Below are 24912 nucleotides of genomic sequence, written 5' to 3' on the forward strand. Positions count from 1 at the left end.
CCTCCTCCATCCGGTTCGGAACCCGTCAGACCACACTGATGCGGACGACGAGAACCCGGTTCTTCAGCCGACGAGTCAACGGCCTGGCCTGGTCGAATGGGCCGCGGAACCGCCAAGGCCATCGTCGCGACCTCGAGCAGCCCGCTGCTCTGCTTCTCGCTTGTGCCGCGCCCGTTCGGCCGCGACACGTTCCCTGAGCTGCCGGTCCTCGACCTCGCGAGGAGAGGGGATCCGGCTCCGCCTGTCGTGCTTGAGCGCCAGCCGGATCGCCCCGTAGATGACCAGGAAGAGCACCACCATCGAGATCAGCCAGCCGATCATGCCACCCCGGCTCGATGCCCGAACCCGAGCTGCTTCACCCGCACGGATGACCGTCGAGCGTGAGAAGGACCTGATCATCTCCTCGACCGTGACGCCAGGGCAAGCCGGAACGGACAATTCGTGCGTCATGGGTGACACTGATCAGGTGGACGAAACCATCCGTAGGCCCCCCAAGGACGGTCTGAAGTGGGCCGGCGCCGGGCCGGACGTCATCGCCTGCTGGATCGCCGACATGGACTTCCCCACCGCCCCCGAGATCGTCGAAGCCCTTCAGCGGCGTGCGCGCGGCGATCTCGGCTACCCCGCTTGGGCCGCCGAGCCCCAGTCCGGTCCCCTGGCCGAGGCGTTCGCCGAGCGGATGCTGGCGACGTACGGCTGGGACGCGGAGCCGTCATGGGTGCGCTCGTTCTCCGACCTCAACCAGGCGCTCCAGGTGATGCTCCACCTCACCACCGGACCCGGCGACACCGTCGCCATGCACGCCCCCGCCTACCCGCCGTTCCTCGGCACGATCGCGGAGATGGGCCGCCGCCTGCGCACCGACGTGTCCGACCTGAGCGGATGCCGCGCGCTCGTCCTGGTCAACCCGCACAACCCCACGGGCAAGGTCTTCAGCAGGCCGGAGCTCGTCGCGCTCGCCGAGCAGGCCGAGCGGCACGACCTGGTCGTCATCGCCGACGAGGTGCACGCCGACCTCGTCTACGCGCCTGGGCGACACACCCCCTTCGCCTCGATCCTCCCCGAGCGCACCATCACGCTGACCTCGGCCACCAAGGCCTTCAACCTGGGCGGCGTCCGCTGCGCACTGGCCCACATGGGCCCTCCGCAGGTGCGCGAGGCGCTCAGGGCGCAACCCTCCTTCCTGTACGGCGGAGCCAACGTCTTCGGCGTCGAGGCCACGGTCGCCGCCTGGCGGCACGCCGACGGATGGCTACGTGACACCATGACCGTCCTCGACCGCAACCGGCGCCTGATCGCCGAGCGCCTGCCCGGATACGTGCCGCCCGAAGCCGCCTACCTGGCATGGCTGGACTTGGGGCGGCCGGGCATGGCGGAGGTGCTGGAACGCGAGGCGAAGATCATGGTGAGCGACGGCGCCGCCTTCGGGCCCGGAGGCGAGAGCTTCGTCCGGCTCAACTTCGCCACCTCGGAGGCCATCCTCACCGAGGTGCTGGACCGCCTGGACCGAGCCCGCTCCGCCGGTCTCCTGCGCTGACCGCGCCATGAGGGGGTCGCCCGTCACCGGTGACGGTCACGGGCGACCGGGTCGTCACGGCACGGGGGGAAGCGCCGGCGGAGTGACGGCCGGATGCTCGTTCAGGGCCGCCATCGCCAGTTCCACCGCCTTCTCCAGCTGCGGGTCGCGTCCCGCCACCCTGTCCTGCGGCGTGATGACCACCTCGATGTCAGGGTCGACGCCGTAGTTCTCGACGCCCCACCCCTGTCCCTCCAGCCAGAAGGAGTAGCGGGGCTGCGTGACGATGGTGCCGTCGACCAGCTGGTAGCGCCCGTCGATGCCGATCACGCCGCCCCACGTGCGGGTCCCGACGAGCGGACCGATGCCGCGGTTCTTGATCCCCGCGCTGACGATGTCGCCGTCGGAGCCGGCGAACTCGTCGGTGAGCGCGACGATCGGCCCGCGCGGCGAGTCCTCCGGGTAGCGCATGGGCTCGTATCCTCGCGAGATCGCCCACCCCGTCACCTTGCGCGACAGCTTCTCCAGCACCAGCTCGGACAGGTGGCCGCCGCCGTTGCCCCTGACGTCCACGATCAGCCCCTCCTGCGGCATCTCGGTGCGCAGGTCACGGTGGAACTGCGCCCAGCCGTTGGCGACCATGTCGGGCACGTGCAGGTAGCCGAGCCTGCCGCCCGACGCCTGCCTGACGTAGGCGCGACGGTCCTCCACCCAGTCGTGGTAGCGCAGCGCGGTGTCGTCGGCCAGCGGCGTCACGACCACGCGGCGGGTGTCGCCGCCGGCGGCCGGCCTGATCGTCAGCTCGACGGGGTGGTCGGCCGTGCCCGCGAGCAGGGGGGACGGGCCGCGCACCGGGTCCACGGGACGGCCGCCGACGGCGACGATGGCGTCGCCCTCGCGGACGGCCACGCCCGGCGCGAGCAGCGGCGAGCGGGCGGCGTGGTCGGAGGACTCGCCGGGCAGGATGCGGGTGACCACCCAGGAGCCTTCCTGGAGCGCCAGGTCGGCGCCGAGCAGGCCCTGGCGGCGTCTGGGGTCGACCGGCTGGCCGTTGGGTCTGGCGTAGGCGTGCGAGGTGGCCAGCTCGCCCTGCACCTCCCACAGCAGGTCGATCAGCTCGGAGTAGCTGCCGATCCGTTCGACCAGCGGCGCGTAGCGCTCGAGCGTGCCCGCCCAGTCGACGCCGTTCATGTCCTCGCGCCAGAAGTGGTCGCGCATGAGCCGGCCCGCCTCGTGGTAGGCCTGCCGCCACTCGGCGACGGGGTCGATGGTGACAGGGACCCTGCCGAGGTCGATGGTGATGACCTCTTCGCTCTCGCCCGCCGCGCGGGTCTGCAGGCCGTCCTTGCCCGTGACGACCAGGCGGGTGCCGTCGCCGCTGACCTCGAACCTGCGCACGTCCCTGGCCAGCTCGCACTTGCCGCGCTTCTTGAGGTCGTAGCGCTCCAGCACGACCTCCTCGCGCTCGTTGCCGTCGCCGAGCTCGCCCGCGAGGGGGTGTCGCAGCCAGAGCAGCGCGTCCTTGCCGGTGCGCAGGTTGCTGTAACGGCCGGCGGGGACGGGGACGGCGACGACACGGGCGGGCAGTCCCTCGGCGTCCACCTCGGTGACCGGCTTGACGTCCTTCTTCTTGTCCTTGCCCTCCTCGCCGGAGTCGTCCGCGCCGTTGAAGCCGCGGCCCTCCAGCGAGGGCGCGAACGGTGAGGACGTGGTGGCCTGCAACGGCACGATGTACGGCTTGGCGCCCGCGGGGAAGGACAGGTCGAACACGTGCGCGTCGTAGACGGGGTCGAACGTCCTGATCGACAGGAACGCCAGATGCTTGCCGTCCTTGGTGAAAACGGGGGCGTAGTCGCTGAAGCGCTGCGAGGTCACGTCGATGGTGGAGGTGCCGTCGACGCGCCCCATCTTGATCTGCCGCAGCGGCTCGTGGTGCGGGTGCGACCAGGCCAGCCAGGCCGAGTCGGGCGAGAAGGTGATGCCGTTGATGTCGCCGTTGACGGTTCTGTCGAGCTCCCTCACCGAGCCCGCGGAGGTGTCGACGGCGAGCAGGCGTCCGTCGTGCGTGGCGAGTGCGACGTGCTTGCCGTCGGGGGCGGCGGCCAGGTCGAGGACCCGTCCGATCTGGCCGGCGGCGAGCGTGCGGATCTCTCCGCCGGGCCTGCCGACCTCCAGGGCGTCCTCGCCTGAGGCGTCGCTCACCCAGACGGCCAGGCCGTCCTCGCCGAGCACGCGCGGCAGCCGCACCCTGACGCCCGGCTCGGCCCTCAGCACGCCGGAGGGTCCGTCGCGGTGGGTGACCCAGTGGGCGGTGCCGCGGATCTCGACCGCGCTGGCCCTGCCGGTGGCGTCGGGCGAGAAGTCGGCCACCTTGGCCGGCGCGGGGCGCCTGGCTCGTGCGGGGCGAGGGCCGCCGAGCCTGACCTCCAGCTCGTACGGCTCGCCGTCCAGCGAGTCGAGCATCCAGAGCGCGCCCGCATGGCTGTAGATCACCCGGGCGCCGTCGGTGGCGGCGTGCCTGGCGTAGAAGCCGTCGTGTGAGGTGTGCCTGCGCAGGTCGGAGCCGTCGGGCAGGGCGGAGTAGAGGTTGCCGGTGCCCTCGTGGTCGGCCAGGAAGGCGATCCTGTCGCCGACCCACATGGCCGACCAGTACTGCGCGGTGCTGTCGGCGAACAGCCTGGTGAACTCCCCCGACCCGTCGGCGTCGATCCAGATCTTGGCCGCGGTGCCGCCCCTGTAGCGCTTCCACTGCGAGGGCTCGCGCCAGATGGCCGACACCGTCACGACGCCGCCGCCCTCGTTGACCGCCGCCTCGCTGACCCACCCGTACGGCAGGCGCTCGGCCTGGCCGCCGTCCAGCGGCACGGCGTAGGCCCACATCCTGTCGCGGGAGGGCTGCCCCGCGGGGCTGATCGCCAGGACCCTGCCGTCGGTCGTCCAGCCGCGCACGCCCGTGACGGCGTTGCCCCAGTGGGTGAGTCTTTCGCCCTCGGGTCCGTCGATCTCGGCGGCGAAGGCCTCGGGAGCGCCCTCTCTGGTGCTGGTCCACGCCAGCCGGGCGCCGTCGGGGGAGAAGCGGGGGAAGGAGACGGGGGTGCGGTCGGCGGTGAACCGCCATGCCCTGCCCCCGTCCACGGGGGCCAGCCAGACGTCGTCGTCGGCCACGAAGGTGATCAGGTCTCCGTGCAGGTGTGGGTACCTCAGGTAAGCGCCATTTGTCACAGATGCACACTAATGCGCGACCTCGTCGGCGGTTGAAGATTTTCTTGCCTGGAATCCCCGCCGCTCAGGCGGTATCGACTAGCTCAAGTAGCTTCGTCACGGTGTTCCAGTTGCGCATCGTGCCGGCGTTCTTCGTCCGCTTCTCCAGCAGCGGCGGGAGCTTCGGCCTGGCGAGGCCGTTGGGGAAGTCGATGTACAGCTCGCGCTCGCCGATCCGCATGACCTCGGGCGCGTAGCTGCCGGGGTCGATGCCCTCCAGCGCCTCGCGGTCGGGCGGCGCGGCCAGGAACACCACCGCGAACTTGGCCGGTTCGCGCACCTCCAGCGGGTTGCGCTCGACCACGGCCCGCCACTCGTCGGCGGTGCGCACCATGACCGCGACGGGCCGCGCCAGGCGCTCGCCGATGGCGCGCTCGATCGCCTCCGTCGGCTGCGGCTCGGCGGTGAACACGGCGTTGCCGCTGCGCAGGTGGGTGCGGACGTCGGTGTAGCCGAGCCCTTGGAGCAGGTCGCGCAGGTCGGCCATGTCGACCTTGGTGCCGGGGTTGACGTTGATCCCCCGCAGGAGCGCCACGTATCGCATGTCCCGAACGCTACGCCGCGAACCTGCCGGCCGCTGTCAGGTATCCGGCGAACGGAGGCGACGTTCCGGCGAGCGCCGACGTCGGCCGGAGGGGCGTGAAAGACGGACGGCCACCGGGTGACCCCGGTGGCCGTCGGCCTGCCCTGCCGTACGGGAGGTTCCTGAGGAACGCCCGCGATCGGACTAAGGAACGATGTTGACCAGCTTCGGCGCGCGGACGATCACCTTGCGCGGCTCACCGCTCAGGTGCGCGCGCACCTTGTCCGAGGCCAGCGCCAGCGTGCGCAGGTCGTCCTCGGAGATGCCGGGCGAGACCTCCAGCCTGTCGCGCACCTTGCCCGCCACCTGCACCACGCAGGTCACGGAGTCCTGCACCAGCAGCTCGGGCTCGGCGACAGGCCAGCCCGCGTGGGCGACCGACCCCGTGCGGCCCAGCCGCTCCCAGCCCTCCTCCGTGGTGTACGGCGCGACCAGCGACAGCATGACCGCCAGCGCCTCGGCGCCCTCGCGCACGGCCGGGTCGGCCGCGCCTGGGCCCGAGTCGATGGCCTTGCGGATCGCCGAGGTCAGCTCCATCATGCGGGCCACCGCCACGTTGAAGCGGTAGGACTCGACCAGCTTGGTGACCTCGTCGATGGTCTTGTGCGTGAATTTGCGCAGCTCCAGGTCGCCGTCGGCGAAGGAGACGCCCGGCTCGCTGGCCACCTCGTTGAACACGCGGAACACCCTGGCCAGGAACTTCTGCGAGGCGGCAGGCGAGACGTCGGCCCAGTCGATGTCGTCCTCGGGAGGACCGGCGAAGACCATCGTCAGCCTGACCGCGTCGACGCCGAAGGAGTCGATCTGCTGGCCCAGGTCGACGCCGTTGCCCAGCGACTTCGACATCGCCTTGCCGCCGTTGATGACCTGACCCTGGTTCAGCAGGCGCAGGAACGGCTCGGTGAAGTCGACCATGCCCATGTCGTGCAGCACCTTGGTGAAGAACCTGGAGTACAGCAGGTGCAGCACCGCGTGCTCGACGCCGCCGACGTACTGGTCGATCGGGCCCCACTCGCGGACCTTCTCCACGTCGAACGGGCCGTCGGTGTAGCCGGGGTCGGTGTAGCGCAGGTAGTACCAGGAGCTGTCGACGAAGGTGTCCATGGTGTCGGTGTCGCGCCTTGCCGCGCCGCCGCACTTGGGGCACTCGACGTTCACCCAGTCGGTGGCGCTGGCCAGCGGGGAGACGCCCTTGGGCGACAGCGCCTCGCCACGCAGGTCGGGCAGCGTGACGGGCAGCTGCTCGTCGGGGACGGGCACCTCGCCGCAGTCGGGGCAGTGGATGATCGGGATCGGCGTGCCCCAGAAGCGCTGGCGGGACAGCAGCCAGTCGCGCAGGCGGAAGTTGACGGTCGCGACGCCCGTGCCGCGCTCCTCCAGCACCTCGATGATCTTCTCGATCGCCTCGGCCTTGCTCAGGCCGTCCAGCGGCCCCGAGTTGACCAGCTTGCCCTCGCCGGGGGTGGCGACGCCGGTCTCGCCCGGGTCGGCCAGGCCGGTGTGGACGACCACCTTGACCGGCAGGTCGAAGGTGCGGGCGAAGTCGAGGTCGCGCTGGTCGTGCGCGGGCACGGCCATGATCGCGCCGTGGCCGTAGTCGGACAGCACGTAGTCGGCCGCCCAGACCTGGATGCGCTGGCCGTTGACCGGGTTGATCGCGTAGCGGCCCAGGAAGACGCCGGTCTTCTCCTTCTCGGTCGACAGCCGCTCGATGTCGCTCAGCTTGGCGACCTCGGCGCGGTAGGCCTCGAAGGCGGGCCGCTGCTCGTCGGTGACGATCTCCTCGGCCAGCGCCGCGTCGACCGCGACGACGAAGAAGGTGGCGCCGTACAGGGTGTCGGGGCGGGTGGTGTAGACCGTGACGGGCTCCTCGCGCCCCTCGATCTCGAACTTCACGTCCGCGCCCGTGGAGCGGCCGATCCAGTTGCGCTGCATGGTCAGCACGCGCTCGGGCCAGCCGCCCTCCAGGCCCGCCATGTCGTCCAGCAGCCTGTCGGCGTAGTCAGTGATCTTGAAGTACCACTGGGTCAGCTCGCGGCGCACGACGTCGGCGCCGCAGCGCTCGCACTTGCCCGCGACGACCTGCTCGTTGGCCAGCACGGTCTGGTCGTTGGGGCACCAGTTGACCAGGCCGCCCTTGCGGTAGGCCAGGCCGCGCTCGAAGAAGCGGATGAACAGCCACTGGTTCCAGCGGTAGTACTCGGGGTCGCTGGTGTGCAGGCGGCGCGACCAGTCGAAGGAGATGCCGTAGCGCCTGAAGGAGTTGGCCTGCGTCTCGATGTTGGCGTAGGTCCACTCGGCGGGGTGGGCGTTCCGCTTGATCGCGGCGTTCTCGGCCGGCAGGCCGAAGGAGTCCCAGCCGATCGGGTGCAGGACGTTGTAGCCCTTCTGGAACCAGTAGCGCGCGACGACGTCGCCGATGGCGAACACCTCGCCGTGCCCCATGTGCAGGTCACCGGAGGGGTAGGGGAACATGTCGAGCATGTAGCGCCGCTCCCGGGGGTCGGCGGCGTCCTCGCTCGCCCGGAAGGGGTCGTGCTCCTCCCATCGCTGCTGCCACTTGGCCTGCAGCGCCTGCGGATCGTACTCACTCACGGCGATGTCCTTCGGTTGACTCTGACCCATAAGAAAACCCCTCGTTCACGCAACGAGGGGCTGCCGCGACGACGGGAGGTTCAGCTCGACGGCCGTCGCGGCCCGCTAAGGAGCTGGGTCGCGGAACGCATACGTCAAGACTAGCGCAGCCCGCAACCCCTCGTCTTCAGGGAAAGCCATGCCAGGCAGGAGACGTGCGGGCACAATGGACCCTTCTGCTCCCGTCGGACCGAGGGTGGTGTATGCAACCTTTTCCGGTCGTCTCACCCCGAGAACCTTCGAGCTACGTGCCCCCGTATGTCCCTTTAGTCTACTCTCGTCACTGTGGCGCGCTCCGCTGAGCCCGGGTGGGAGCCCGACGACCTGCCCATGCAGGATCCGCCGACCGATCCCACCGGCTTCTCACGTTTGGCTGCGGAACCACCGGCATCGCATGAGATCATGCCGGGTGCGTCCAATCCGGACATAACATCGGGAGGTACGGCAGCAATGGCAACGGAGAATTCCGGAGCGTCACCCTTGCCGCCGTCCTGGCCCGAAGTGCCGACGTCGTGGCCAGAGGCTCCTCGCAACGAGCCGGTGCCCACGTCCTGGCCCGAGGCCCCGCGCATCGAGCCCGCCTCGGGGTCGTGGCCCGAGGCCCCCCGCGCGAGCGGCGCCGCGCCGAACAGATCCGAGCCTCCGCCCGTCCGCGACCCGCTGCCCGCCTGGTCCAACCTGTCCAGTCCCGCACCGTGGCCGCCGCCCCGGCAGGACCCCCTGTCCGGCCCCTCCGGCCCGTCCGGCCCGGAGAACGACCCGCTCTCCTCCTCCTACGGCACCGCCGCGAGCGGCGCCCACGCGGCCACGCACACGGGAGCCCACACGGGCGCCCACCCCGGGCTCGACCCCCTCACCGGCCCTCCGAGCACCCACCCCGGGCTCGCTCCTCTCGCGGGCCCCCCGAGCGCCCAGCCGGGCTTCGACCCCCTCACCGGCGCCTCCTCCGCCCCGCGCAACGCCGACCCCCTCGCAGGGACGCAGGGCCTCGACCCCCTGGCGGCCCCCGGCAGGCAGGACCCCCTCGGCGGCCCCGCCGACCGCACCGTCGTCGTGGGCGCCCACGCCGCGCCGCCCCAGCCGCAGGACAGCCACCCTCAGGAGACCCACCCGCGCGAGGCCCAGGGCGAGGCGCGGCCCGGCTCGAACCTGAGCCGCGACCCCTCCGACCCCGACCACCGCTTCGTCACCGCGGGCCAGATCAGCGGCTCACGCACGCCTCCCCCCGAGCGTCAGCAGGAGCTCTGGGACACCGTCTTCGGCGAGGGCTACGAGTCCATGGGCGACGACGGCTCCGACGACGAGCCGGGCAAGCCCGTGTGGCTCTACGCCCTGGCAGGCTCGGTCGCGATCGCGCTGGTCGCCGCCCTGCTGTGGGCCTTCCTGGCCGGGCCGCTGGCCTCCGAGCCCGAGGCGACGCCCTCCAGCGAGCCGTCCACCACGGCCCCCGCGGGCAAGCCCACGGCCAGGAAGTCCACGGTGGGCCGGCTGCCCAGGTTCCCCGGCGAGGCCTCCCCCGTCACGGGCGCCCTGGCCGACCCCGACGCGGGCATCTCCGTCCCCCGCCTGGGCGGCCCGTGGAGGGCCGACGTGCGCTCCACCATGAAGTCCACCTACGGCTACAGCACCCGCCAGTTCGCCGTCATCGGCACCGACTCGGCGGGCAAGCAGGTCTTCGCCCAGGTCATGACGGGCCCGCTGCCCGCCAAGCTGGCCGGCTCCTTCAGCTCGCCCGAGAGCCTGGAGCCGGTGATCAAGGCGGTCGTGGTCTCGGCCCGCAAGCTGTACTTCTCCACGCCGAACACGGCGAAGAAGACCGCCACCCAGACGCTCAAGGTGGGCGGCCTGCCCGGGCAGCTGAACGCCTACGAGGTGACCGTGGACGGGGTCAGGACGACGGTCGTCGCCGCGGCGATCGTCACCGGCGCGGACGTGCCGGCGATCGTCTACATGTCGGTGCCGTCGGAGCACAAGGAGCTGCTGCCCGACGTCAACAGCGTCTTCAAGCAGATCAAGGTCACCGCCGCCTCCTGACCCCGCGCTCAGGGGGTCAGAAGGTGCACTCCATGTGCTTGATCCCGTTGATGAAGCTGGAGTGCAGCCGGTCGGGCTTTCCGCCCTCGATGCCGGGCACGCGGCGCAGCAGCTCGCGGAACATCACCGTGATCTCCCTGCGGGCCAGGTGCGCGCCGAGGCAGAAGTGCGGGCCGGGCCCGCCGTAGCCGACGTGCGGGTTGGGGTCGCGGGTGATGTCGAAGGTGTCGGGGTCGTCGAAGACGGCGGCGTCCCTGTTGGCCGACCAGTAGAAGAGCACCGCCTTCTCGCCCTCGCGGTAGAGATGGCCGTTCATCTCGAAGTCGCGGGTGACCTTGCGGCGCATGAAGTTGACAGGAGAGGCCAGCCGGACGATCTCCTCCACCGCTCCTGGCAGGTGCGCGTCGGGGTCCGACAGCAGCAGCGCCCGCTGGGAGGGATTCTTGGTGAGCAGGCGCAGGCCGTAGGAGATGGCGTTGCGGGTGGTCTCGTTGCCCGCCACGACGAGCAGGATGAAGAAGGAGCCGAGCTCCTGCATGGTGAGCCGCTCGCCGTCGAGGTTGGCGTTGACGAGCGAGGAGGTCAGGTCGGCCGTGGGGTGCTCGGCGCGGTAGGCGGCCAGGTCCTGGACGAGCTGCTGCAGTTCGAGGCCCGCGTTGAGCAGGCGTCCTGCGATGTCGCTGACGTCGCCGCCGGTGTATTCGGGGTCGAAGCCGCCGAGGATGAAGTTCGAGCGGTCGAAGACGAACCGGTAGTCCTTCTCGGGGATGCCCATCATGTCGCAGATGATCTTCAGGGGCAGCCTGGCCGCCACCTCGGTGACGAAGTCGCAGCCGGACCCCTTGGCCAGCAGGTCGTCGACGATGCGGGCGGCGGCCGACTCCACGTCGGCCTCGAACTGCTTGATCATCTTGGGGGTGAAGGCCCTGGAGACGATCCTGCGGAGCCTGGCGTGGCGGGGGTCGTCCATGTTGATCATCGAGCCGAAGTACTCGGTGAACTCGGCGGGCATGTCGGGGATGTTGGTCGCGCCGCCCTGTCCCGAGCTGAAGACGGAGGGGTTGCGGCTGGCCTCCAGGATGTCGGCGTGCCGCACCAGCGCGTGGTACCCCGGCCCCTTCGGCGCGAAGGAGACGTCCATCTCCTCGAAGAAGACGGGCGCGTCGAGGGCGCGCAGCCTGGCGAACGCGGCCTCGCGCTCGGTCATGGGCAGCGCCCAGAAAGCCTGATCCGACAGGTCGAAGTCCACGAGCGTCATGAGCTCCATGGTTGGCGGAAGTAAGTACTTACGTCAAGATTGTGTCGGGGTTCGACAATGATCGGCCTCAACGTTCGTGGCTCCCGGCATCCGCCCCGGCGATCATCACGATGCAGCGTGGAGGCATGAGATCTGACGTGGTGATCACCGGACTGGGCGCGACCACACCTCTGGGCGGGGACGTGGCCCGAACGTGGGAGGGGCTCCTCGCGGGCCGGTCGGGGGTGCGGACCACGGAATGGGACCTGCCCGTGCGGATGGCCGCGCTGCTGACCGACGACCCCGCGGAGATCCTCGGCAGGCCGCTGGCCCGCCGTCTCGACCGCTGCGAGCAGGTGGCGCTGGTGGCCGCGAGGGAGGCGTGGGCCGACGCCGGCGCACCCGAGGTCGATCCCGTACGGCTGGCGGTGGTGATCGGCACCGGCACCGGCGGTGCGCTGTCCATGCTCGGCCAGGACGACATCCTGGAGAGGGACGGCGTGCGCAGGGTCTCGCCCCACACGGTGCCGATGCTGATGGCCAACGGCCCCGCCGCCTGGGTGAGCATCGAGCTGGGTGCGGAGGGCGGCGCGCACGCCCCCGTCAGCGCGTGCGCCTCGGGCTCCGAGGCCATCGCGCTCGGGCTCGACCTGATCAGGCTGGGCAGGGCGGACGTGGTGGTGGCGGGGGGCGCGGAGGCGTGCGTCCACCCTCTGACGCTGGCCGGCTTCTCGCAGGCCAGGGCGCTGTCCAGACGCAACGACGAGCCTGAGCGCGCCTCCAGGCCGTTCGACGTGGCCCGTGACGGGTTCGTCATGGCCGAGGGCGCGGGCCTGGTGGTGCTGGAGCGGGCCGAGTTCGCCGCCGCGCGCGGGGCCAGGGTGCTGGCGCGGCTGGCGGGGGCGGGGATCACCTCCAACGCCGTCCACATCACCGCCTCCGGCCTGGACGGCCAGTCCCGCGCGGTCGCGATCGCGCTGCGTGAGGCGGACATCTCCCCCGAGGACGTCGGCCACGTCAGCGCGCACGCCACCTCCACTCCCGAAGGGGACGTGGTCGAGGCCCGGGCGATCGTCAAGTCGATCGGCGCGCACCCGCCGGTCACCGCGATCAAGTCGATGCTCGGCCACCTGTGCGGGGCGGCGGGCGGCGTGGCGGCGGTCGCGGCGGTGCGCTCGCTCATGGACGGCCGCATCCCCGCCACCCTCAACCTCGACTCCCAGGACCCGGCGATCGAGCTCGACGTCGTCACGGGCTCGCCGCGCCCACTGCCCGAAGGGGCGGTGATCGTCAACGCTTTCGGGTTCGGCGGGCACAACGTCACTCTCGTCCTGAGCCACTGACGGCCGTCACGTGACGATCAGAGGCCGGGGCCACGACACGGCGGCCGAGGCGCTGGCGCCGCAGCTGATCCACCTCCTGCGACAAATGCGTTGAACCCGTCAGGCGGCGCCCGTTAGGTTCGCCGCGTGACGTTCTTCTTCCGACTGCGCTGACCACCGCCGGCGGGCCCGAGGCAGGCCTGAGGCTCGCGCCCACCGCCGGCGATGCGGGACGGCTGTCCGCCGTCCCGGGTCGCGTCGTGGGAGAAGACAAGTGCATACGCTCCTGGTGGCCAGGACCGTGCGCGGCCTGGAGCCGCTGGTGGCCGAGGAGGTCGGCCACACCGTACGGCGAAGGCATCGCGAGGTGTGGTTCGAACGGCAGAGCCCCGATCCCGGTGTCCTCGAGCTGAGGACGGCCGACGACGTGCTGCTGCCGGCGGCCGTCGCGGGCGGGGTGGGACGGGCCAAGACGGCTCTCGACCGGCTGAGGGCGCTCGCGGCCGGTGTGGACGCCGCGGCCATGGTCGAGCTGAAGACGGCCTTCGGCGGCTCGCCGCTGGTCAAGGGGGTGGACGTGTCCGCCTCCTTCCTCGGCCGCCGTGCCTACAACCGCTACGACATGGAGGACGCGGTGGGCGGCGCGCTCGCCGCCCGGCTGGGCGTGCCGTACCACTCGAGAAGGCACGGTCCGCCGCCGCCCGGCACGCTGTCGTGGCGGGTCAGTGTGGAGGGCGACGAGGCGGCGATCGGGCTGCGCATCGCCGACAGGCCGCTGCACCGCAGGCCGTACAAGACGAGGACGGTGCCGGGCACGCTGCACCCTCCGGTGGCCGCGGCGATGGCCAGGCTGGCGGGGCTCGAGGGGGCGCGCACGGTGCTCGATCCGTGCTGCGGGGCGGGCACCACGCTCATCGAGGCCCGCGCGTATGCGCCCGTGGTCCGCTGTCTGGGCGTGGACCTCAGCCCCTCGGCGGTCGCGGCCGCCGTGGGGAACGCGGGCGGGGGCGGCATCGGCTGGGCCGTCGCCGACGCAGGGCGGCTGCCGCTGCCGTCAGGCAGTGTCGACAGAGTCCTGGTCAACCCGCCGTGGGAGCGCCAGGTCGCCTCGGGCGGTTCGTTCGGCGGGTTCTGGCGGGAGCTGCGGCGGGTCCTGGCCGAGCGGGGACGGGTGGTGGCGCTGCTGCCCGGCCCCGCGGATCCTCCGGGCTTCGAGGTGAGGGACGCGATCGCGGTGAGCCTCATGGGACGGCACGCCGTGATCGCGGTGCTCAGTCTCGCAGCCAGTCGAGGACGAGGTCGTTGACCCTGCGGGGCTGCTCGAGATGGAGGAAGTGACCCGCGCCTTCGACGCGCTCGGCCTTCGAGCCTTCGGGCAGGTGGGCGAGCGCGTCCTTGGTCAGGTGCTCGCCGAGGCAGCCGTCCTGGGCACCGTGCAGGTAGAGGACGGGCCTGGTCGGCTCCGAGGGCTTGGGGTACCTGCCGCTGGGCGGGGTGGCGCCGAGCATGGCGCGGTAGTAGCCGATGGCGGCGGCGAGGTTGGCGGGAGCGCCGAGGCTGCGCCTGACGAACTCGAGGTCCTGGGTGGCGTCGTAGCCCGGCGACCAGTCGCGCCACAGTCCTTCGAGGAAGCCGTCGGCCGCCGCGGCCTGCTCGGCCAGCCCGGTCTGGAACAGGAAGATGTAGAAGGAGCGCTTGAGCTGCTCGTACTTCATGAACCCGGCCAGCAGGGCGCCGACGGGAGGCACCGCCATGGCCACCGACCTGCGGAAGCGCTCGGTCGTGCCGTAGACGGGGAAGGCGCCCCAGTCGTGGCCGACGAGCACCGCGTTCTCGTCGCCGCCGAGCTCCTCGTGCAGGGCGACGACGTCGGCGACCAGCGCCGCGCCCTCGTAGGCGCCGTCGGCTGGCACCTCGGTGGGCGCGTAGCCGCGAAGGAACGGCGCGACCGCGCGGTAGCCGCGCTCGGCCAGTTCGGGCATCAGGTGGCGCCAGGTGTGCGCGGTGTCGGGGAAGCCGTGCAGGCACAGGGCGAGGGGGCCGTCGCCCAACGCCAGATAGGTGAACTCGACCCCGTTGGCGTGGATGGTCCTGATCTCCATGGCGGACAAGTCTGCCACCGCCTCAGTGCGCGTAGCGCAGGTGCTTGACGCCGTTGATGAAGTTCGACAGCAGGAAGTCGGGCTCACCCACCGACCGGATCTCCGGCAACCTGGTGAACAGCTCGCGGAACATCACCGTCATCTCCCTGCGCGCCAGGTGGGCGCCCAGACAGTAGTGCGGTCCCGGTCCGCCGAAGCCGACGTGCGGGTTCGGGTCGCGGGTGATGTCGAAGGCGTCGGGATCGGTGAAGACCGCCTCGTCCCTGTTGGCGGAGTTGTAGAAGAGCAGCACCTTGTCGCCCTTGCGGTACATCCCGTGGTCCTGGGTGACCGTCCTGCGGAACTGGATCACCGGGGTGGAGTAGCGCACGATCTCGTCGCACGCCTTGACGATGCGCCCGTCGAAGTCGGCCATGAGGTGCTCGCGCTGCTCGGGGTGGTCGGTGAAGAGCTTGAGCCCGTAGGCGATCGCGTTGCGGGTGGTCTCGCTGCCCGCCACGACCAGCAGGATGAAGAACGAGCCGAGCTCCTGGGACGACAGCCGCTCCTCGCCGTTGACCAGCAGGCTGACCAGGTCGCCCGTGGGACGCTTGCGCCGCTCGTCGCCGAGGTTGGCGGCCAGCCTGTTGAGCGAGTGCCCCGCGTGCAGCAGCTTGCCCAGGCCCTTGGCGACGTTCCACCGGTTGAGGTCGGGCCTGATGCCGGTGTACTCGGGGTCGGCGTTGCCGAGGATCACGTTGGTACGGCGCAGCACCATGTCATGAAATTTCGGCGGAACGCCCATCATGTCGCAGATGACCCGGACGGGAAGCCTGGCGGCGATCTGCTCGACGAAGTCGCCCGGCCCCTCCTTGATCGCCTGGTCCACGATCTCGGCCGCCGCGACGGCCAGGTCGTCCTCCATCTTGGCCAGGATGCGCGGCGTGAACGCCCTGGAGACGATCCTGCGCAGGCGCGCGTGCCTGGGATCGTCCATGTTGATCATCGAGCCGAAGTAGACCGCCAGCCATCGCGGCATGTCGGGGATGCTGTTGGAGCACGGCTCGCTGCTGAACAGCGCGGCGTTGCGGCTGGCCTCGGTGACGTCGGCGTGCCTGACCAGGGCGTAGTAGCCCTCGCCCGCGCCGATGAAGGGCACGACGTTCTCCTTGACGAACACCGGTCTGTCGAGCTCGCGCAGGCGTCTGAACGCGTCCATCCGCTCGGCCTGCGGGAGCCCCCAGAACGGGATCTGCGACAGATCGACGCTCATGGCTCCATGCTTGACGCAAGTGATTACTTACGTCAAGGGTCCACGCCGTGGTCAGACGAGCATCGAGGCGGCCTTCTCGCCGATCATGACGGCGGGCGCGTGGGTGTGCCCCCTGTTGACCGTCGGCATGATCGAGACATCGGCCACCCGTAGCCCCTCCAGGCCGCGCACCCTCAGCTCGGGGTCCACCACGGACTCCTCGTCGAGGCCCATCCTGCAGGTGCCCACCGGGTGGTAGAGGGTCTCGGCGCGCTCGCGCACCCACTGCGCCAGCTCGTCCTCGCTCTCCTGCCCCTGGTAGGGGGCCATCGGAGCCGTGGCGTACGGCCCGAGCGCCGTCGTCGCGAACAGCCGCCTGGCCATCCGCAGCCCCGCCACCAGCCTGCGCAGGTCGGCCTCGGCCGTCAGGTAGCCGGGGTCGATGACCACGTCACGCCCGTGCAGCCCGATCCTGCCCCTGCTCTCCGGCTGCAGCAGCACCGCGCCGATCGTCAGCCCGTGCTCGGTGGGAGCGGTGAGCCCGTGCTCGAAGAAGAACCCCGGCGCGAAGACCAGCTCGATGTCGGGCGCGGGCTCCTGCTCGGCGGTCCTGATGAAGGCGACCGCCTCCCCCACGTTCGTGGTCAGCATGCCCTTGCCCAGCACCAGGTAGCGCAGGAGGTTGCCGATCGTCTCGGCCTGCTTGGTGAGCGTGATCGGGCGGGGGCAGCTCATGTAGACGGCGGAGGCGAGGTGGTCCTGCAGGTTCCTGCCGACGCCCGGCAGCTCGTGGATGACGGGCACGCTCGACTGACGCAGCTCGTCGGCGTCACCGACGCCCGAGCGCATCAGCAGGTACGGCGAGCCGATCGCGCCCGCCGACAGGATGACCTCGCGCCTGGCTCTGACCTGGGCGCCGCCGTCGTGCTCGACGCCGACGGCCCTCCTGCCCTCGAACACCACCCGCTCGACCGTTGCGCCGGTGATGAGCGTGAGGTTGGGGCGCTTGAGCGCGGGACGCAGGTAGGCGTCGGCCGCGCTCCACCTGCGGCCACGCCGCTGGGTGACGGGGGTCGGGCTGTAGCCCTCGTTGGAGGGGCCGTTCAGCTCGGGGAGCCTGTGCAGGCCGAGCTCCTCGCAGGCGCGCAGGAAGGCGTGCGTGACGGGGTTGGGGCTGCGCAGTTCGGAGATGTGGATCGGGCCCGCCTCGCCGTACACGCCGCCCGCGTTGCCGCCCGTGCGGCGCTCGGCCCGCTGGAAGAAGGGCAGGACCTCGTCGTAGGACCAGCCGGGGATCTCCCATTGGTCGTAGTCGCGCCGGTGGCCGCGCACCCACATCTGGGCGTTGAGCGAGGAGGAACCGCCGACCACCCTGCCGCGCGGCCAGTAGAGCTCGCGCCCCGCCAGCTCCTGCTGCTTGGCGGTGGAGTAGTTCCAGTCGTAGTCGGTCCTGAAGAGCTTGGCGAAGGCGACAGGCATGCGGATCTCCAGCTTGTCGTCCTGCCCACCCGCCTCGACCAGCGCTACTGTCACCGAAGGGTCACTGGAGAGTCTGTTGGCGAGCACGCAGCCCGCCGAGCCCGCACCGACGATCACGAAGTCATACTCCACAGACAGTGCTTACTTCACCTGGCCGCCGCCGTCCATATCCATCTGTAACCTTTGTTACCTACCGGTTGGTATGCGGTGACTGCGAAGATGTCGCGCGTAGTGATACGCGCGAGGGAGGAAGGCCTGCCATGCTCAACCTGTCGATCGTTCTCGAGGACAGCGCCCGCACCGCGCCCGACGACACCGCGGTCGTCTTCGGCGATCTGCGCCTGCCGTACTCGATGGTGGACACGATCGCCAACCAGGTGGCGAACCTGCTCGTGGCCCGCGGCATCGGCAAGGGCGACAAGGTCGCGCTGGCCTGTCCGAACCTGCCGTACTTCCCCTTCGTCTACTTCGGCATCCTCAAGGCGGGCGCGACCGTCGTGCCGCTGAACGTGCTCCTGCAGTCGAGGGAGATCGCCTACCACCTCGACGACAGCGACGCCAAGGCGCTCTTCTGCTTCGAGGGCAGCCCCGAGCTGCCGCTCGGCGAGCGCGGCAAGGCCGGGTTCGAGGCCGCCGAGGGCTGCGAGCACTTCTTCGTGCTGCCCGCCACGGCCCTGGCGACCGAGTCGGCGTACGGCGAGTCGATCTGGGCCGCGCTGAACGGCATGGCGGGTGAGTTCCAGACCGTGCAGACCGCCCCCGAGGACACCGCGGTCATCCTCTACACCTCCGGCACCACCGGCCAGCCCAAGGGCGCCGAGCTCAGCCACCAGAACATGCTCATGAACGCCATGGTCAGCGACGAGATGTTCCCCCGCACGCCGGGCGGCGACACCTACCTGGCCGTGCTGCCCCTCTTCCACTCCTTCGGCCAGACCGTCGTGATGAACACCGGCTTCCGCCGCAGGGGCACGATCGTGCTCATGCCGCGCTTCGAGCCGGGCGAGGCGCTGGCGCTCATGGCCAAGGAGAACGTCACGTTCCTCGCGGGCGTGCCCACGATGTTCTGGGCGATGCTCACCAAGATCCACGCCGAGGGCGCCCCCGTGCCCTCCGCGCTCAGGCTGGCCGTCGCGGGCGGCGCCTCCTCGCCCGTCGAGGTGCTGCGCGACTTCCAGCAGACCTTCGGCGTGGGCATCCTGGAGGGCTACGGCCTGTCGGAGACCTCGCCGGTGGCCAGCTTCAACCAGCTGGGCCGTCCCACCAAGCCCGGCACCATCGGCACCCCGATCTGGGGGGTGGAGATGAAGCTGATCGACAGCGACTGGAAGACGATCGAGGGCGAGGGCCCCGGCGAGATCGCCATCCGCGGCCACAACGTCATGAAGGGCTACTACGGCAGGCCCGAGGCGACCGACGAGGTCATGAACGACGGCTGGTTCCGCACCGGCGACATCGCCACCCGCGACGCGGACGGCTACTACGCGATCATCGACAGGGCCAAGGACATGATCATCCGCGGCGGCTTCAACGTCTACCCGCGGGAGCTGGAAGAGGTCCTGATGACCCACCCCGCCGTGTCCCTCGCGGCCGTGGTCGGGGTCGCGCACGAGTCGCACGGCGAGGAGGTCAAGGCGTACGTCATCCTGACCGCGGGGGCCTCGATCACCGAGGCGGAGCTCGTGGACTGGTGCAGGGAGAACATGGCCGCCTACAAGTACCCGCGCGTCATCGAGTTCCGCGACTCCCTCCCGATGACCGCCACCGGCAAGATCCTCAAGCGCGAGCTGCGCTAGCCGCGGGCGCCGGGGCCGCTCTCGGGGCCCCGGCCGCTCAGTCGCGCCGCTCCCAGATCAGGGAGTAGCGCCACAGCAGGTGACGGCGGAAGCGGGAGCCGGGCAACAGGGTCCGCGACGCCTGCCGTACCTGCGCCCACGACAGGTCGGGCGGCTCGATCGGCACGGCGGGACCGCCCTTGCCGCCGTGTCGCCACGCCAGGAACCGCGCGGCGGGCAGGCCCGCCCCGCTGATGATCCAGTCGAGCGGGGTGCGGTTGCCGGCCAGCCCGACGACGACCAGCCGCCCGCCGGGCGCCAGCAGCCTGGCCATCGCGCTCAGCGCCTTGGAGAAGTCCACGTGGTGCACGACGGCGACGGCGCTGACGAAGTCGTACGCGCCTTCGGGCAGCGGGTCGTCGAGGAAGTCGGCCTCCACGAAGTCGGCGTTGGCGACCTGCGCGCTCTGCCGCCTGGCCTGCCTGATCGCCTCGGGGAAGCGGTCCACCCCCGTGACGGTCCGCGCCCGCCCCGCCAGCTTGCGGACCAGCAGGCCGTCGCCGCAGCCCACGTCCACCGCCGCGCGGCACCCGTCGGGGACCGCGCCGAGCACCAGCGGGTGGTAGTGGACGTTGTGATTCCAGTACGGATCCGGCATCCGGACACCCTAACGTCGCCCGTTCCCAGAGAAGGCGACGCGCGGGGTAGGGCGGGCCCTACCCCCGACATGGGTGCGCGCAGGGATGATCCGGACAGGGGCCCGGCTGAAGACTGGAGGCACGCCACCACCTGCTCAGGAGGACCCCCGATGACCACCACCATGACCACCACGACCCCCACGACCGCCACGGCCGTCCCCGACCCCGTCAAGGCCGCCTCCGCCCTCTGGTTCGCCGCCGTAGGAGCCGGCGCCTTCGAGGCGGCCCTGGCCGTCGGCCAGGCGCTGTCGGCGGGAACGCCCTTCTCCGAGCTCGCGGGCGGCCTGGCCGTACGGCTGGCGATCTTCGCGGCCGCCGTCTTCCTGGCCGTCATGCTGCGCCAGGGACGCGGCTGGGCCCGAATCGCGCTGGCGGTGTCGCTGGGCGTCTTCGGCACCGTCTCGCTGGTGATCGAGCCGATCCAGTGGCTGCTGGCGGGCAACTCCGTCACGACGTTCCTCACCACGGCCGACGCCATGACCCTGACGTTCACCGTGAGCAGGATCCTGCACCTGGCGGCGGTGCTGGGCGCCATGATGCTGATGTTCAGCCCTTCGGCGAACGCCTACTTCCGGCGCAAGCGGTGATTCGGACGACCGTGTAGGGTTTGCGGTCGTGCAAAATCGCCTGACCGGTATGTTGATCGGCGCCGTCTTCGGCGCCGTCTTCGTCTTCGTGAACGCCTCGAGCCCGCTGAACACGGTGCTCGCCACCGTCCTTCAGGTGGCCGCCTCCGTGGCCCTGGCCTTCATCGTCTTCATGTGGTTCACCGCGGGCAAGCGGCTCAGGACCGGCGCCGCCGCCCCCGCCCGAGAGCCCGGAGGAAGCTTCTACGGCCGCGGCTACCTGTTGATCGTGGCCGCCGAGGCGATCCTGCTCTTCGGCGGCATCGCGGTGCTGCGAGCGCTGGGCAGGCCCGAGGAGACCAACGTCGCGTGGATCGCGCTCGTCGTCGGCCTCCACTTCGTCGCCCTCGCGCCGGTCTGGAAGGAGCCCAGCATCCTCATCCCGGGGGTGGTGCTCACGGTGCTCGGCGTGGTCGGCCTGGTCATGACGTTCACCTCGGCCATCGCCTGGGTGCCGATCGTGAGCGGCGTGGCGTCGGGCGTGACGCTGCTGTCCGGCTCCCTCGCCTACAGCAGGCGCGCCCTGGCCTCCCTGAACCCCACGAACTGACCCCGTCGCAACGCTCCTTCCCCCGGCGGGCCCGCACGGTCGCGCCCAGATGACTATGGCCAGCAGCCGGTCCGTGCTCGACGCGGTGACCTATGGCAGGCCCATCGAGTGAGGCGGCGAGAGGCTCATGGCTGGCCCGCGTGATCGCCTGCGCGCACGGCCTCGAGGTAGTCGGCGATGGCGTCCCTGTTGCGGGTCAGGCACGCGACGCGCTCGCTCATGCGATCGCGTTCGTGCTCCAGTGTGGCGATCATCTCGGGCGTCGCGTCGGGGAAGTGGATGACCCTGGGCTTGTTCAGGCAGGGCAGGATCTGCTTGATGATCCTGGTCGGCAGTCCCGCGTCGAGCAGGCCCCTGATCTGGGCGACCCTGTCCACGAGCGACTCGTCGTAGTCGCGGTAGCCGTTCGGTGAGCGGCTGGGGTTGATGAGCCCCTGCTCCTCGTAGTAGCGCAGCAGCCGCCTGGGGGTGCCGGTGCGCTCCGCCAGCTCTCCGATGAGCATGTGACCCACCTCATATCCCGCCACGTTGACCTTCACATCGGTGTGATGGTTCAAGCATACGGAACATGAGAAACGACGCCACCCCTCTTGCCGCTTCCCCCACCGGCTCCGAACAGGGCAAGCTTCCCATGGCGGCGCTGCTGGCGCTCGCCACCGCCGTCTTCGTCACCAGCCTCACCGAGACGCTGCCGGCCGGCGTCCTGCCCGCGATGAGCGCCGACCTCGGCGTCAGCGAGTCGGCGATGGGCCAGTCCGTGACGATCTACGCGATCGGCACCGCCCTCACGGCGATCCCGCTGACCGCGGCCACTGCGGGATGGCGGCGCAAGCGCCTGCTGCTGACGGCCATGGCGGCCTTCGCCGTCGCCAACACGGTCACCGCCGTCTCGGCGAACTTCCCCGTGACCATGGTGGCCAGGTTCGTCGCAGGTGTGGCCGCCGGTCTGGCCTGGGCGTTGCTCGCCGGGTACGCCCGCCGCATGGCCCCGGTTCACCTGCAGGGCAAGGCGATAGCGATCGCCATGTCCGGCATTCCCGTCGCCCTGTCGCTGGGTGTGCCCGCGGGCACCTTCCTCGGTCAGGCGCTCGGCTGGCAGGTGGCCTTCCTGATCATGACCGTGCTGACCGTCGTCCTGCTCCTGTGGATCACCGCGGCGGTCCCCGACTACCCGGGGCAGCCGCGCGGCGGCCGTACCCCGATGCTGCGCACCCTGCGCGTCCCGGGTGTGGCGCCCGTCCTGTTCGTCACCCTGGTCTTCGTCCTGGCGCACACCATCCTCTACACCTACATCGCCACCTTCCTCGGCCGGCTCGGCATGGGCGGCTCCACCGACCTCGTCCTGCTGGTCTTCGGCGCCGCCTCCCTGGTGAGCATCTGGATCGTGGCCGCGCACATCAACCGCAGGCTGCGCGCTCTCACCATCGCCAGCACCGTGCTGGTCGCCGCGGCGGCCGCCGTCCTGGCCGTACTGGCAGGCAGTCCCGCGCTGGTCTACGTGGCGGTGACGCTGTGGGGGCTCGGGTGGGGAGGCGCGCCCACGCTCCTGCAGACCGCCGTGGGCGACGCGGCAGGCGAGGCCGCCGACGCCGCGCAGGCCATGCTCGTCACGCTGTGGAACGCGGCCATGGCGGGCGGCGGGGTCGTCGGCGGCGTCCTGCTGGGGCTGCTCGGCGCCACGTCCTTCCCCTGGAGCGTCCTCGCGCTCCTCGCTCCGGTGCTGGTCGTGGTGCTCGCCGCCCGCACCCACGGCTTCCCCGGCAGGAGGTCCTGACCCGAGGGAGCCGGCGGCCACCGCCGTTCATCTCTGGCGAGGATCGACGCCGGTCGGAGAGGATGGCGGGATGGCTCACCTCGCGTTGTTCCATTCCGTGTACGGACTGCGCTCCGTTGAACGGGTCGCCGCAGACCGCTTCCGCGCCGCCGGGCACGAGGTGGTCACGCCCGACCTGTACGCGGGTGAGACCGCCACGACGATCGACCACGGCTTCGTCCTGGTGGAGCGGATCGGGTGGGAGGTCATCGTGGAACGCGCGCGTGAGGCGGTCCGCACGATGCCCGCGGACACCGTTCTCGCCGGCGTCTCGATGGGCACGGGGGTTGTCGGGGACCTGCTGGCCGACCGGCCCGATACGGCCGGTGTCCTGTTCCTGCACGCGATCGCGGAGCTGCCCACGACGGCGCGGGCCGGTCTGCCCGTGCAGGTGCACGTCGCCGACCCTGACGTGTTCGCGCCTCCCGCCGCCGTCGCCGCGTTGGAGAAGGCCGCGGCGGGCACGGGCGTCGATCTGCGGGTTTTCACCTATCCGGGTGTCGGGCACTTCTACACGGACGCGAGCCTGCCCGATCACGACCGGGCGGCGGCCGACCTCACCTGGCGGCGCAGCCTGGACTTCCTGCGCCATCTCTGAGGCCCCGCATTCGGCGAGCACCGAGGCGCGGCGCCGGGTCCGGACGTGCGGTCGTTCCGTGCGGGCCGGACATCGCATCCCGTCCGAGCGCACCCCTCCCCTGCGGGTCTCCTGCGCCGAAGCCAGGGGCGCGAGGGGCCGGAGCCCCTCGCGGGGGTTGGGGTCGTCGTCTCCCCGGGAGGGGCCGGCCGGTCAGGGCCAGTCGATCGAGGGACGGAGGGGGAAGTGGGCGGCGCCCTCGTCGTCCAGCTTCACGCCGAGCACCTGGTGCAGCTGCACCTTGTTCCGCTCGAAGCCCACGATGCAGCCGGCCATGTACAGCCGCCACACCCTGGCCGTCCCGTGGCCGACCTCCTGGAGGGCGTCCTCCCAGTTGTCGTCCAGGTTCTCGCACCAGAACTTCAGCGTGCGGGCGTAGTGCTCGCGCAGGTTCTCCTCGTGACGGACCTCGAAGCCGGAGTTCTCCATCTGCGTGGTGAGGTGGCCGACCGACTCGAGCTCACCGTCGGGGAAGACGTAGCGGTTGATGAAGCCGCCCTTGTTGATCGTCTTCTCGGTGCTCGTCGGACGGGTGATGCAGTGGTTGAGCAGCCGCCCGCCCGGCTTGAGCTTCCTGTAGAGGGAGGAGAAGTAGGCGGGCAGCTGGTCCTTGCCGATGTGCTCGGTGAGGCCGATGGAGCTGACCGCGTCGAAGCCGCCCTCGGGCACGTCGCGGTAGTCCATGAAGCGCACCTCGGCCAGGTCCTGCAGCCCGGCGTCGACGATGGCCTTCTGCGCCCACTCCGCCTGCTGCTTGGACAGGGTGACGCCGAGGGCCTTGACGCCGTACTCGCGCGCGGCGTGCATGACCATGCCGCCCCAGCCGCAGCCGACGTCGAGCAGGCGCATGCCAGGCTTGAGGTCGAGCTTGCGGGCCACCAGGTCGAACTTGGTGTACTGCGCCTCCTCGAGCGTCGCGTCCTGCCGCGGGAAGACGGCGCAGGTGTAGGCCATGGACGGGCCGAGCACCCACTCGTAGAAGCGGTTGGACACGTCGTAGTGGTGGTGGATCGCCTCCGCGTCACGCTGCTTGGCGTGACGCGAGCCGAGCCTGGCCAGGGTGCTCCTGCGCATCTCCTGGGGCGGCGGCGGCACGCGCATCAGCAGTGGCTTCGGGCCGAGCGCCCGTACGGCGTCCAGCTTCTCGGCCAGCGTCAGGTCGTTGGTGGTGATGTTCCACATGCGGTCGAGCAGGGTGTACATGTCGCCATGGACATCGATGTGCCCCGAGACGTACGCCCTTGCCAGGCCGAGCTCGCCGGGCGCCTGGGCCAGGTAGGCCACGGCGATCGGCGACTTCACCTCGATGGTCACGTCCGAGCCGTCAGGACCGGCCTTGCTGCCGTCGTAGGCCATGAACGCGATGTTGGAGTTCGGACCAACGATCTTCTCAAAGATGCTCGCGAGACCCATC

General features: G+C 70.8%; 20 protein-coding genes. 9 read left to right on the plus strand and 11 right to left on the minus strand.

Annotated elements, in window-relative coordinates; translation table 11 throughout:
• Positions 1-75: 75 nt before the first annotated feature.
• A complete protein-coding gene (locus tag ABFX50_RS17155; protein ID WP_346147511.1) occupies positions 76-321 on the minus strand; it encodes a hypothetical protein in 246 nt (81 codons plus the stop codon).
• Between the two features lie 145 nt (positions 322-466).
• On the opposite strand from ABFX50_RS17155, the gene ABFX50_RS17160 reads away from it, so the two are divergent.
• A complete protein-coding gene (locus tag ABFX50_RS17160) occupies positions 467-1537 on the plus strand; it encodes a MalY/PatB family protein (protein ID WP_346147513.1) in 1071 nt (356 codons plus the stop codon).
• 54 nt (positions 1538-1591) lie between these two features.
• Here the strand turns inward: ABFX50_RS17160 and ABFX50_RS17165 are convergent, their stop codons facing one another.
• The 3 genes from ABFX50_RS17165 to leuS all read right to left on the minus strand — a co-directional run bounded on the left by ABFX50_RS17165 (position 1592) and on the right by leuS (position 7985).
• On the minus strand, positions 1592-4738 hold the full coding sequence (locus ABFX50_RS17165; RefSeq protein WP_346147515.1) for a S41 family peptidase: 3147 nt from the start codon (positions 4736-4738) through the stop codon (positions 1592-1594).
• Between the two features lie 64 nt (positions 4739-4802).
• Positions 4803-5321: a DUF1697 domain-containing protein gene (locus ABFX50_RS17170; RefSeq protein WP_346147517.1), complete on the minus strand. Its 519-nt coding sequence runs from the start codon at positions 5319-5321 to the stop codon at positions 4803-4805.
• Between the two features lie 183 nt (positions 5322-5504).
• Positions 5505-7985 carry a leucine--tRNA ligase gene (leuS, locus tag ABFX50_RS17175; protein ID WP_346147519.1) on the minus strand — a complete coding sequence of 827 codons (2481 nt, stop codon included), beginning with the start codon at positions 7983-7985 and terminating at the stop codon, positions 5505-5507.
• A gap of 549 nt (positions 7986-8534) precedes the next feature.
• Between leuS and ABFX50_RS17180 the strand changes: the two genes are divergently transcribed.
• Positions 8535-10028, plus strand: a complete 1494-nt coding sequence (locus ABFX50_RS17180) for a hypothetical protein (RefSeq protein WP_346147521.1) — start codon at positions 8535-8537, stop codon at positions 10026-10028.
• Positions 10029-10044: 16 nt separating this feature from the next.
• On the opposite strand, the gene ABFX50_RS17185 is transcribed toward ABFX50_RS17180, so the two are convergent.
• Positions 10045-11286, minus strand: a complete 1242-nt coding sequence (locus tag ABFX50_RS17185) for a cytochrome P450 (protein ID WP_346147523.1) — start codon at positions 11284-11286, stop codon at positions 10045-10047.
• A 125-nt stretch (positions 11287-11411) separates the two neighbouring features.
• On the opposite strand from ABFX50_RS17185, the gene ABFX50_RS17190 reads away from it, so the two are divergent.
• Positions 11412-12608 (plus strand): beta-ketoacyl-[acyl-carrier-protein] synthase family protein, encoded by a 1197-nt coding sequence (locus tag ABFX50_RS17190; RefSeq protein WP_346147525.1) that lies wholly within the window; start codon positions 11412-11414, stop codon positions 12606-12608.
• 253 nt (positions 12609-12861) lie between these two features.
• Complete coding sequence (locus ABFX50_RS17195; RefSeq protein ID WP_346147527.1) at positions 12862-13893, plus strand: methyltransferase domain-containing protein; 1032 nt, start codon at positions 12862-12864, stop codon at positions 13891-13893.
• Here the strand turns inward: ABFX50_RS17195 and ABFX50_RS17200 are convergent.
• The 3 genes from ABFX50_RS17200 to ABFX50_RS17210 are packed head-to-tail and all read right to left on the minus strand — an operon-like array spanning position 13859 to position 17531.
• A complete protein-coding gene (locus ABFX50_RS17200; protein WP_346147529.1) occupies positions 13859-14707 on the minus strand; it encodes an alpha/beta fold hydrolase in 849 nt (282 codons plus the stop codon). The genes ABFX50_RS17195 and ABFX50_RS17200 overlap by 35 nt on opposite strands.
• A 4-nt stretch (positions 14708-14711) precedes the next feature.
• Positions 14712-15941, minus strand: coding sequence for a cytochrome P450 (locus tag ABFX50_RS17205; RefSeq protein ID WP_346147531.1), 1230 nt, complete (start codon positions 15939-15941; stop codon positions 14712-14714).
• A gap of 51 nt (positions 15942-15992) precedes the next feature.
• On the minus strand, positions 15993-17531 hold the full coding sequence (locus ABFX50_RS17210) for a GMC family oxidoreductase (protein ID WP_346147533.1): 1539 nt from the start codon (positions 17529-17531) through the stop codon (positions 15993-15995).
• Positions 17532-17659: 128 nt separating this feature from the next.
• Here ABFX50_RS17210 and ABFX50_RS17215 point away from each other — a divergent pair, with 128 nt between their 5' ends.
• Entirely contained in the window at positions 17660-19195 is a 1536-nt protein-coding gene (locus ABFX50_RS17215; protein WP_346147535.1) for a long-chain-fatty-acid--CoA ligase, read from the plus strand.
• 37 nt (positions 19196-19232) lie between these two features.
• Here the strand turns inward: ABFX50_RS17215 and ABFX50_RS17220 are convergent, their stop codons facing one another.
• A complete protein-coding gene (locus tag ABFX50_RS17220; RefSeq protein ID WP_346147537.1) occupies positions 19233-19832 on the minus strand; it encodes a class I SAM-dependent methyltransferase in 600 nt (199 codons plus the stop codon).
• 150 nt (positions 19833-19982) lie between these two features.
• Here ABFX50_RS17220 and ABFX50_RS17225 point away from each other — a divergent pair, with 150 nt between their 5' ends.
• Both ABFX50_RS17225 and ABFX50_RS17230 read left to right on the plus strand, forming a co-directional pair.
• Positions 19983-20459: a hypothetical protein gene (locus tag ABFX50_RS17225; protein ID WP_346147539.1), complete on the plus strand. Its 477-nt coding sequence runs from the start codon at positions 19983-19985 to the stop codon at positions 20457-20459.
• A gap of 49 nt (positions 20460-20508) precedes the next feature.
• Positions 20509-21048, plus strand: a complete 540-nt coding sequence (locus tag ABFX50_RS17230; RefSeq protein WP_346147541.1) for a hypothetical protein — start codon at positions 20509-20511, stop codon at positions 21046-21048.
• Between the two features lie 125 nt (positions 21049-21173).
• Here the strand turns inward: ABFX50_RS17230 and ABFX50_RS17235 are convergent, their stop codons facing one another.
• Positions 21174-21551: a MerR family transcriptional regulator gene (locus tag ABFX50_RS17235; protein WP_346147594.1), complete on the minus strand. Its 378-nt coding sequence runs from the start codon at positions 21549-21551 to the stop codon at positions 21174-21176.
• 65 nt (positions 21552-21616) lie between these two features.
• On the opposite strand from ABFX50_RS17235, the gene ABFX50_RS17240 reads away from it, so the two are divergent.
• Together ABFX50_RS17240 and ABFX50_RS17245 are read left to right on the plus strand one after the other, a co-directional pair.
• Positions 21617-22822 (plus strand): MFS transporter, encoded by a 1206-nt coding sequence (locus tag ABFX50_RS17240; RefSeq protein WP_346147543.1) that lies wholly within the window; start codon positions 21617-21619, stop codon positions 22820-22822.
• 70 nt (positions 22823-22892) lie between these two features.
• Positions 22893-23459: a dienelactone hydrolase family protein gene (locus ABFX50_RS17245; RefSeq protein ID WP_346147545.1), complete on the plus strand. Its 567-nt coding sequence runs from the start codon at positions 22893-22895 to the stop codon at positions 23457-23459.
• 192 nt (positions 23460-23651) lie between these two features.
• Here the strand turns inward: ABFX50_RS17245 and ABFX50_RS17250 are convergent, their stop codons facing one another.
• Positions 23652-24911 carry a class I SAM-dependent methyltransferase gene (locus ABFX50_RS17250; protein WP_346147547.1) on the minus strand — a complete coding sequence of 420 codons (1260 nt, stop codon included), beginning with the start codon at positions 24909-24911 and terminating at the stop codon, positions 23652-23654.
• Between the last annotated feature and the right edge of the window lies 1 nt (position 24912).

Source organism: Nonomuraea recticatena (assembly GCF_039533245.1).
GTDB classification, from domain to species: Bacteria; Actinomycetota; Actinomycetes; order Streptosporangiales; family Streptosporangiaceae; genus Nonomuraea; species Nonomuraea roseola.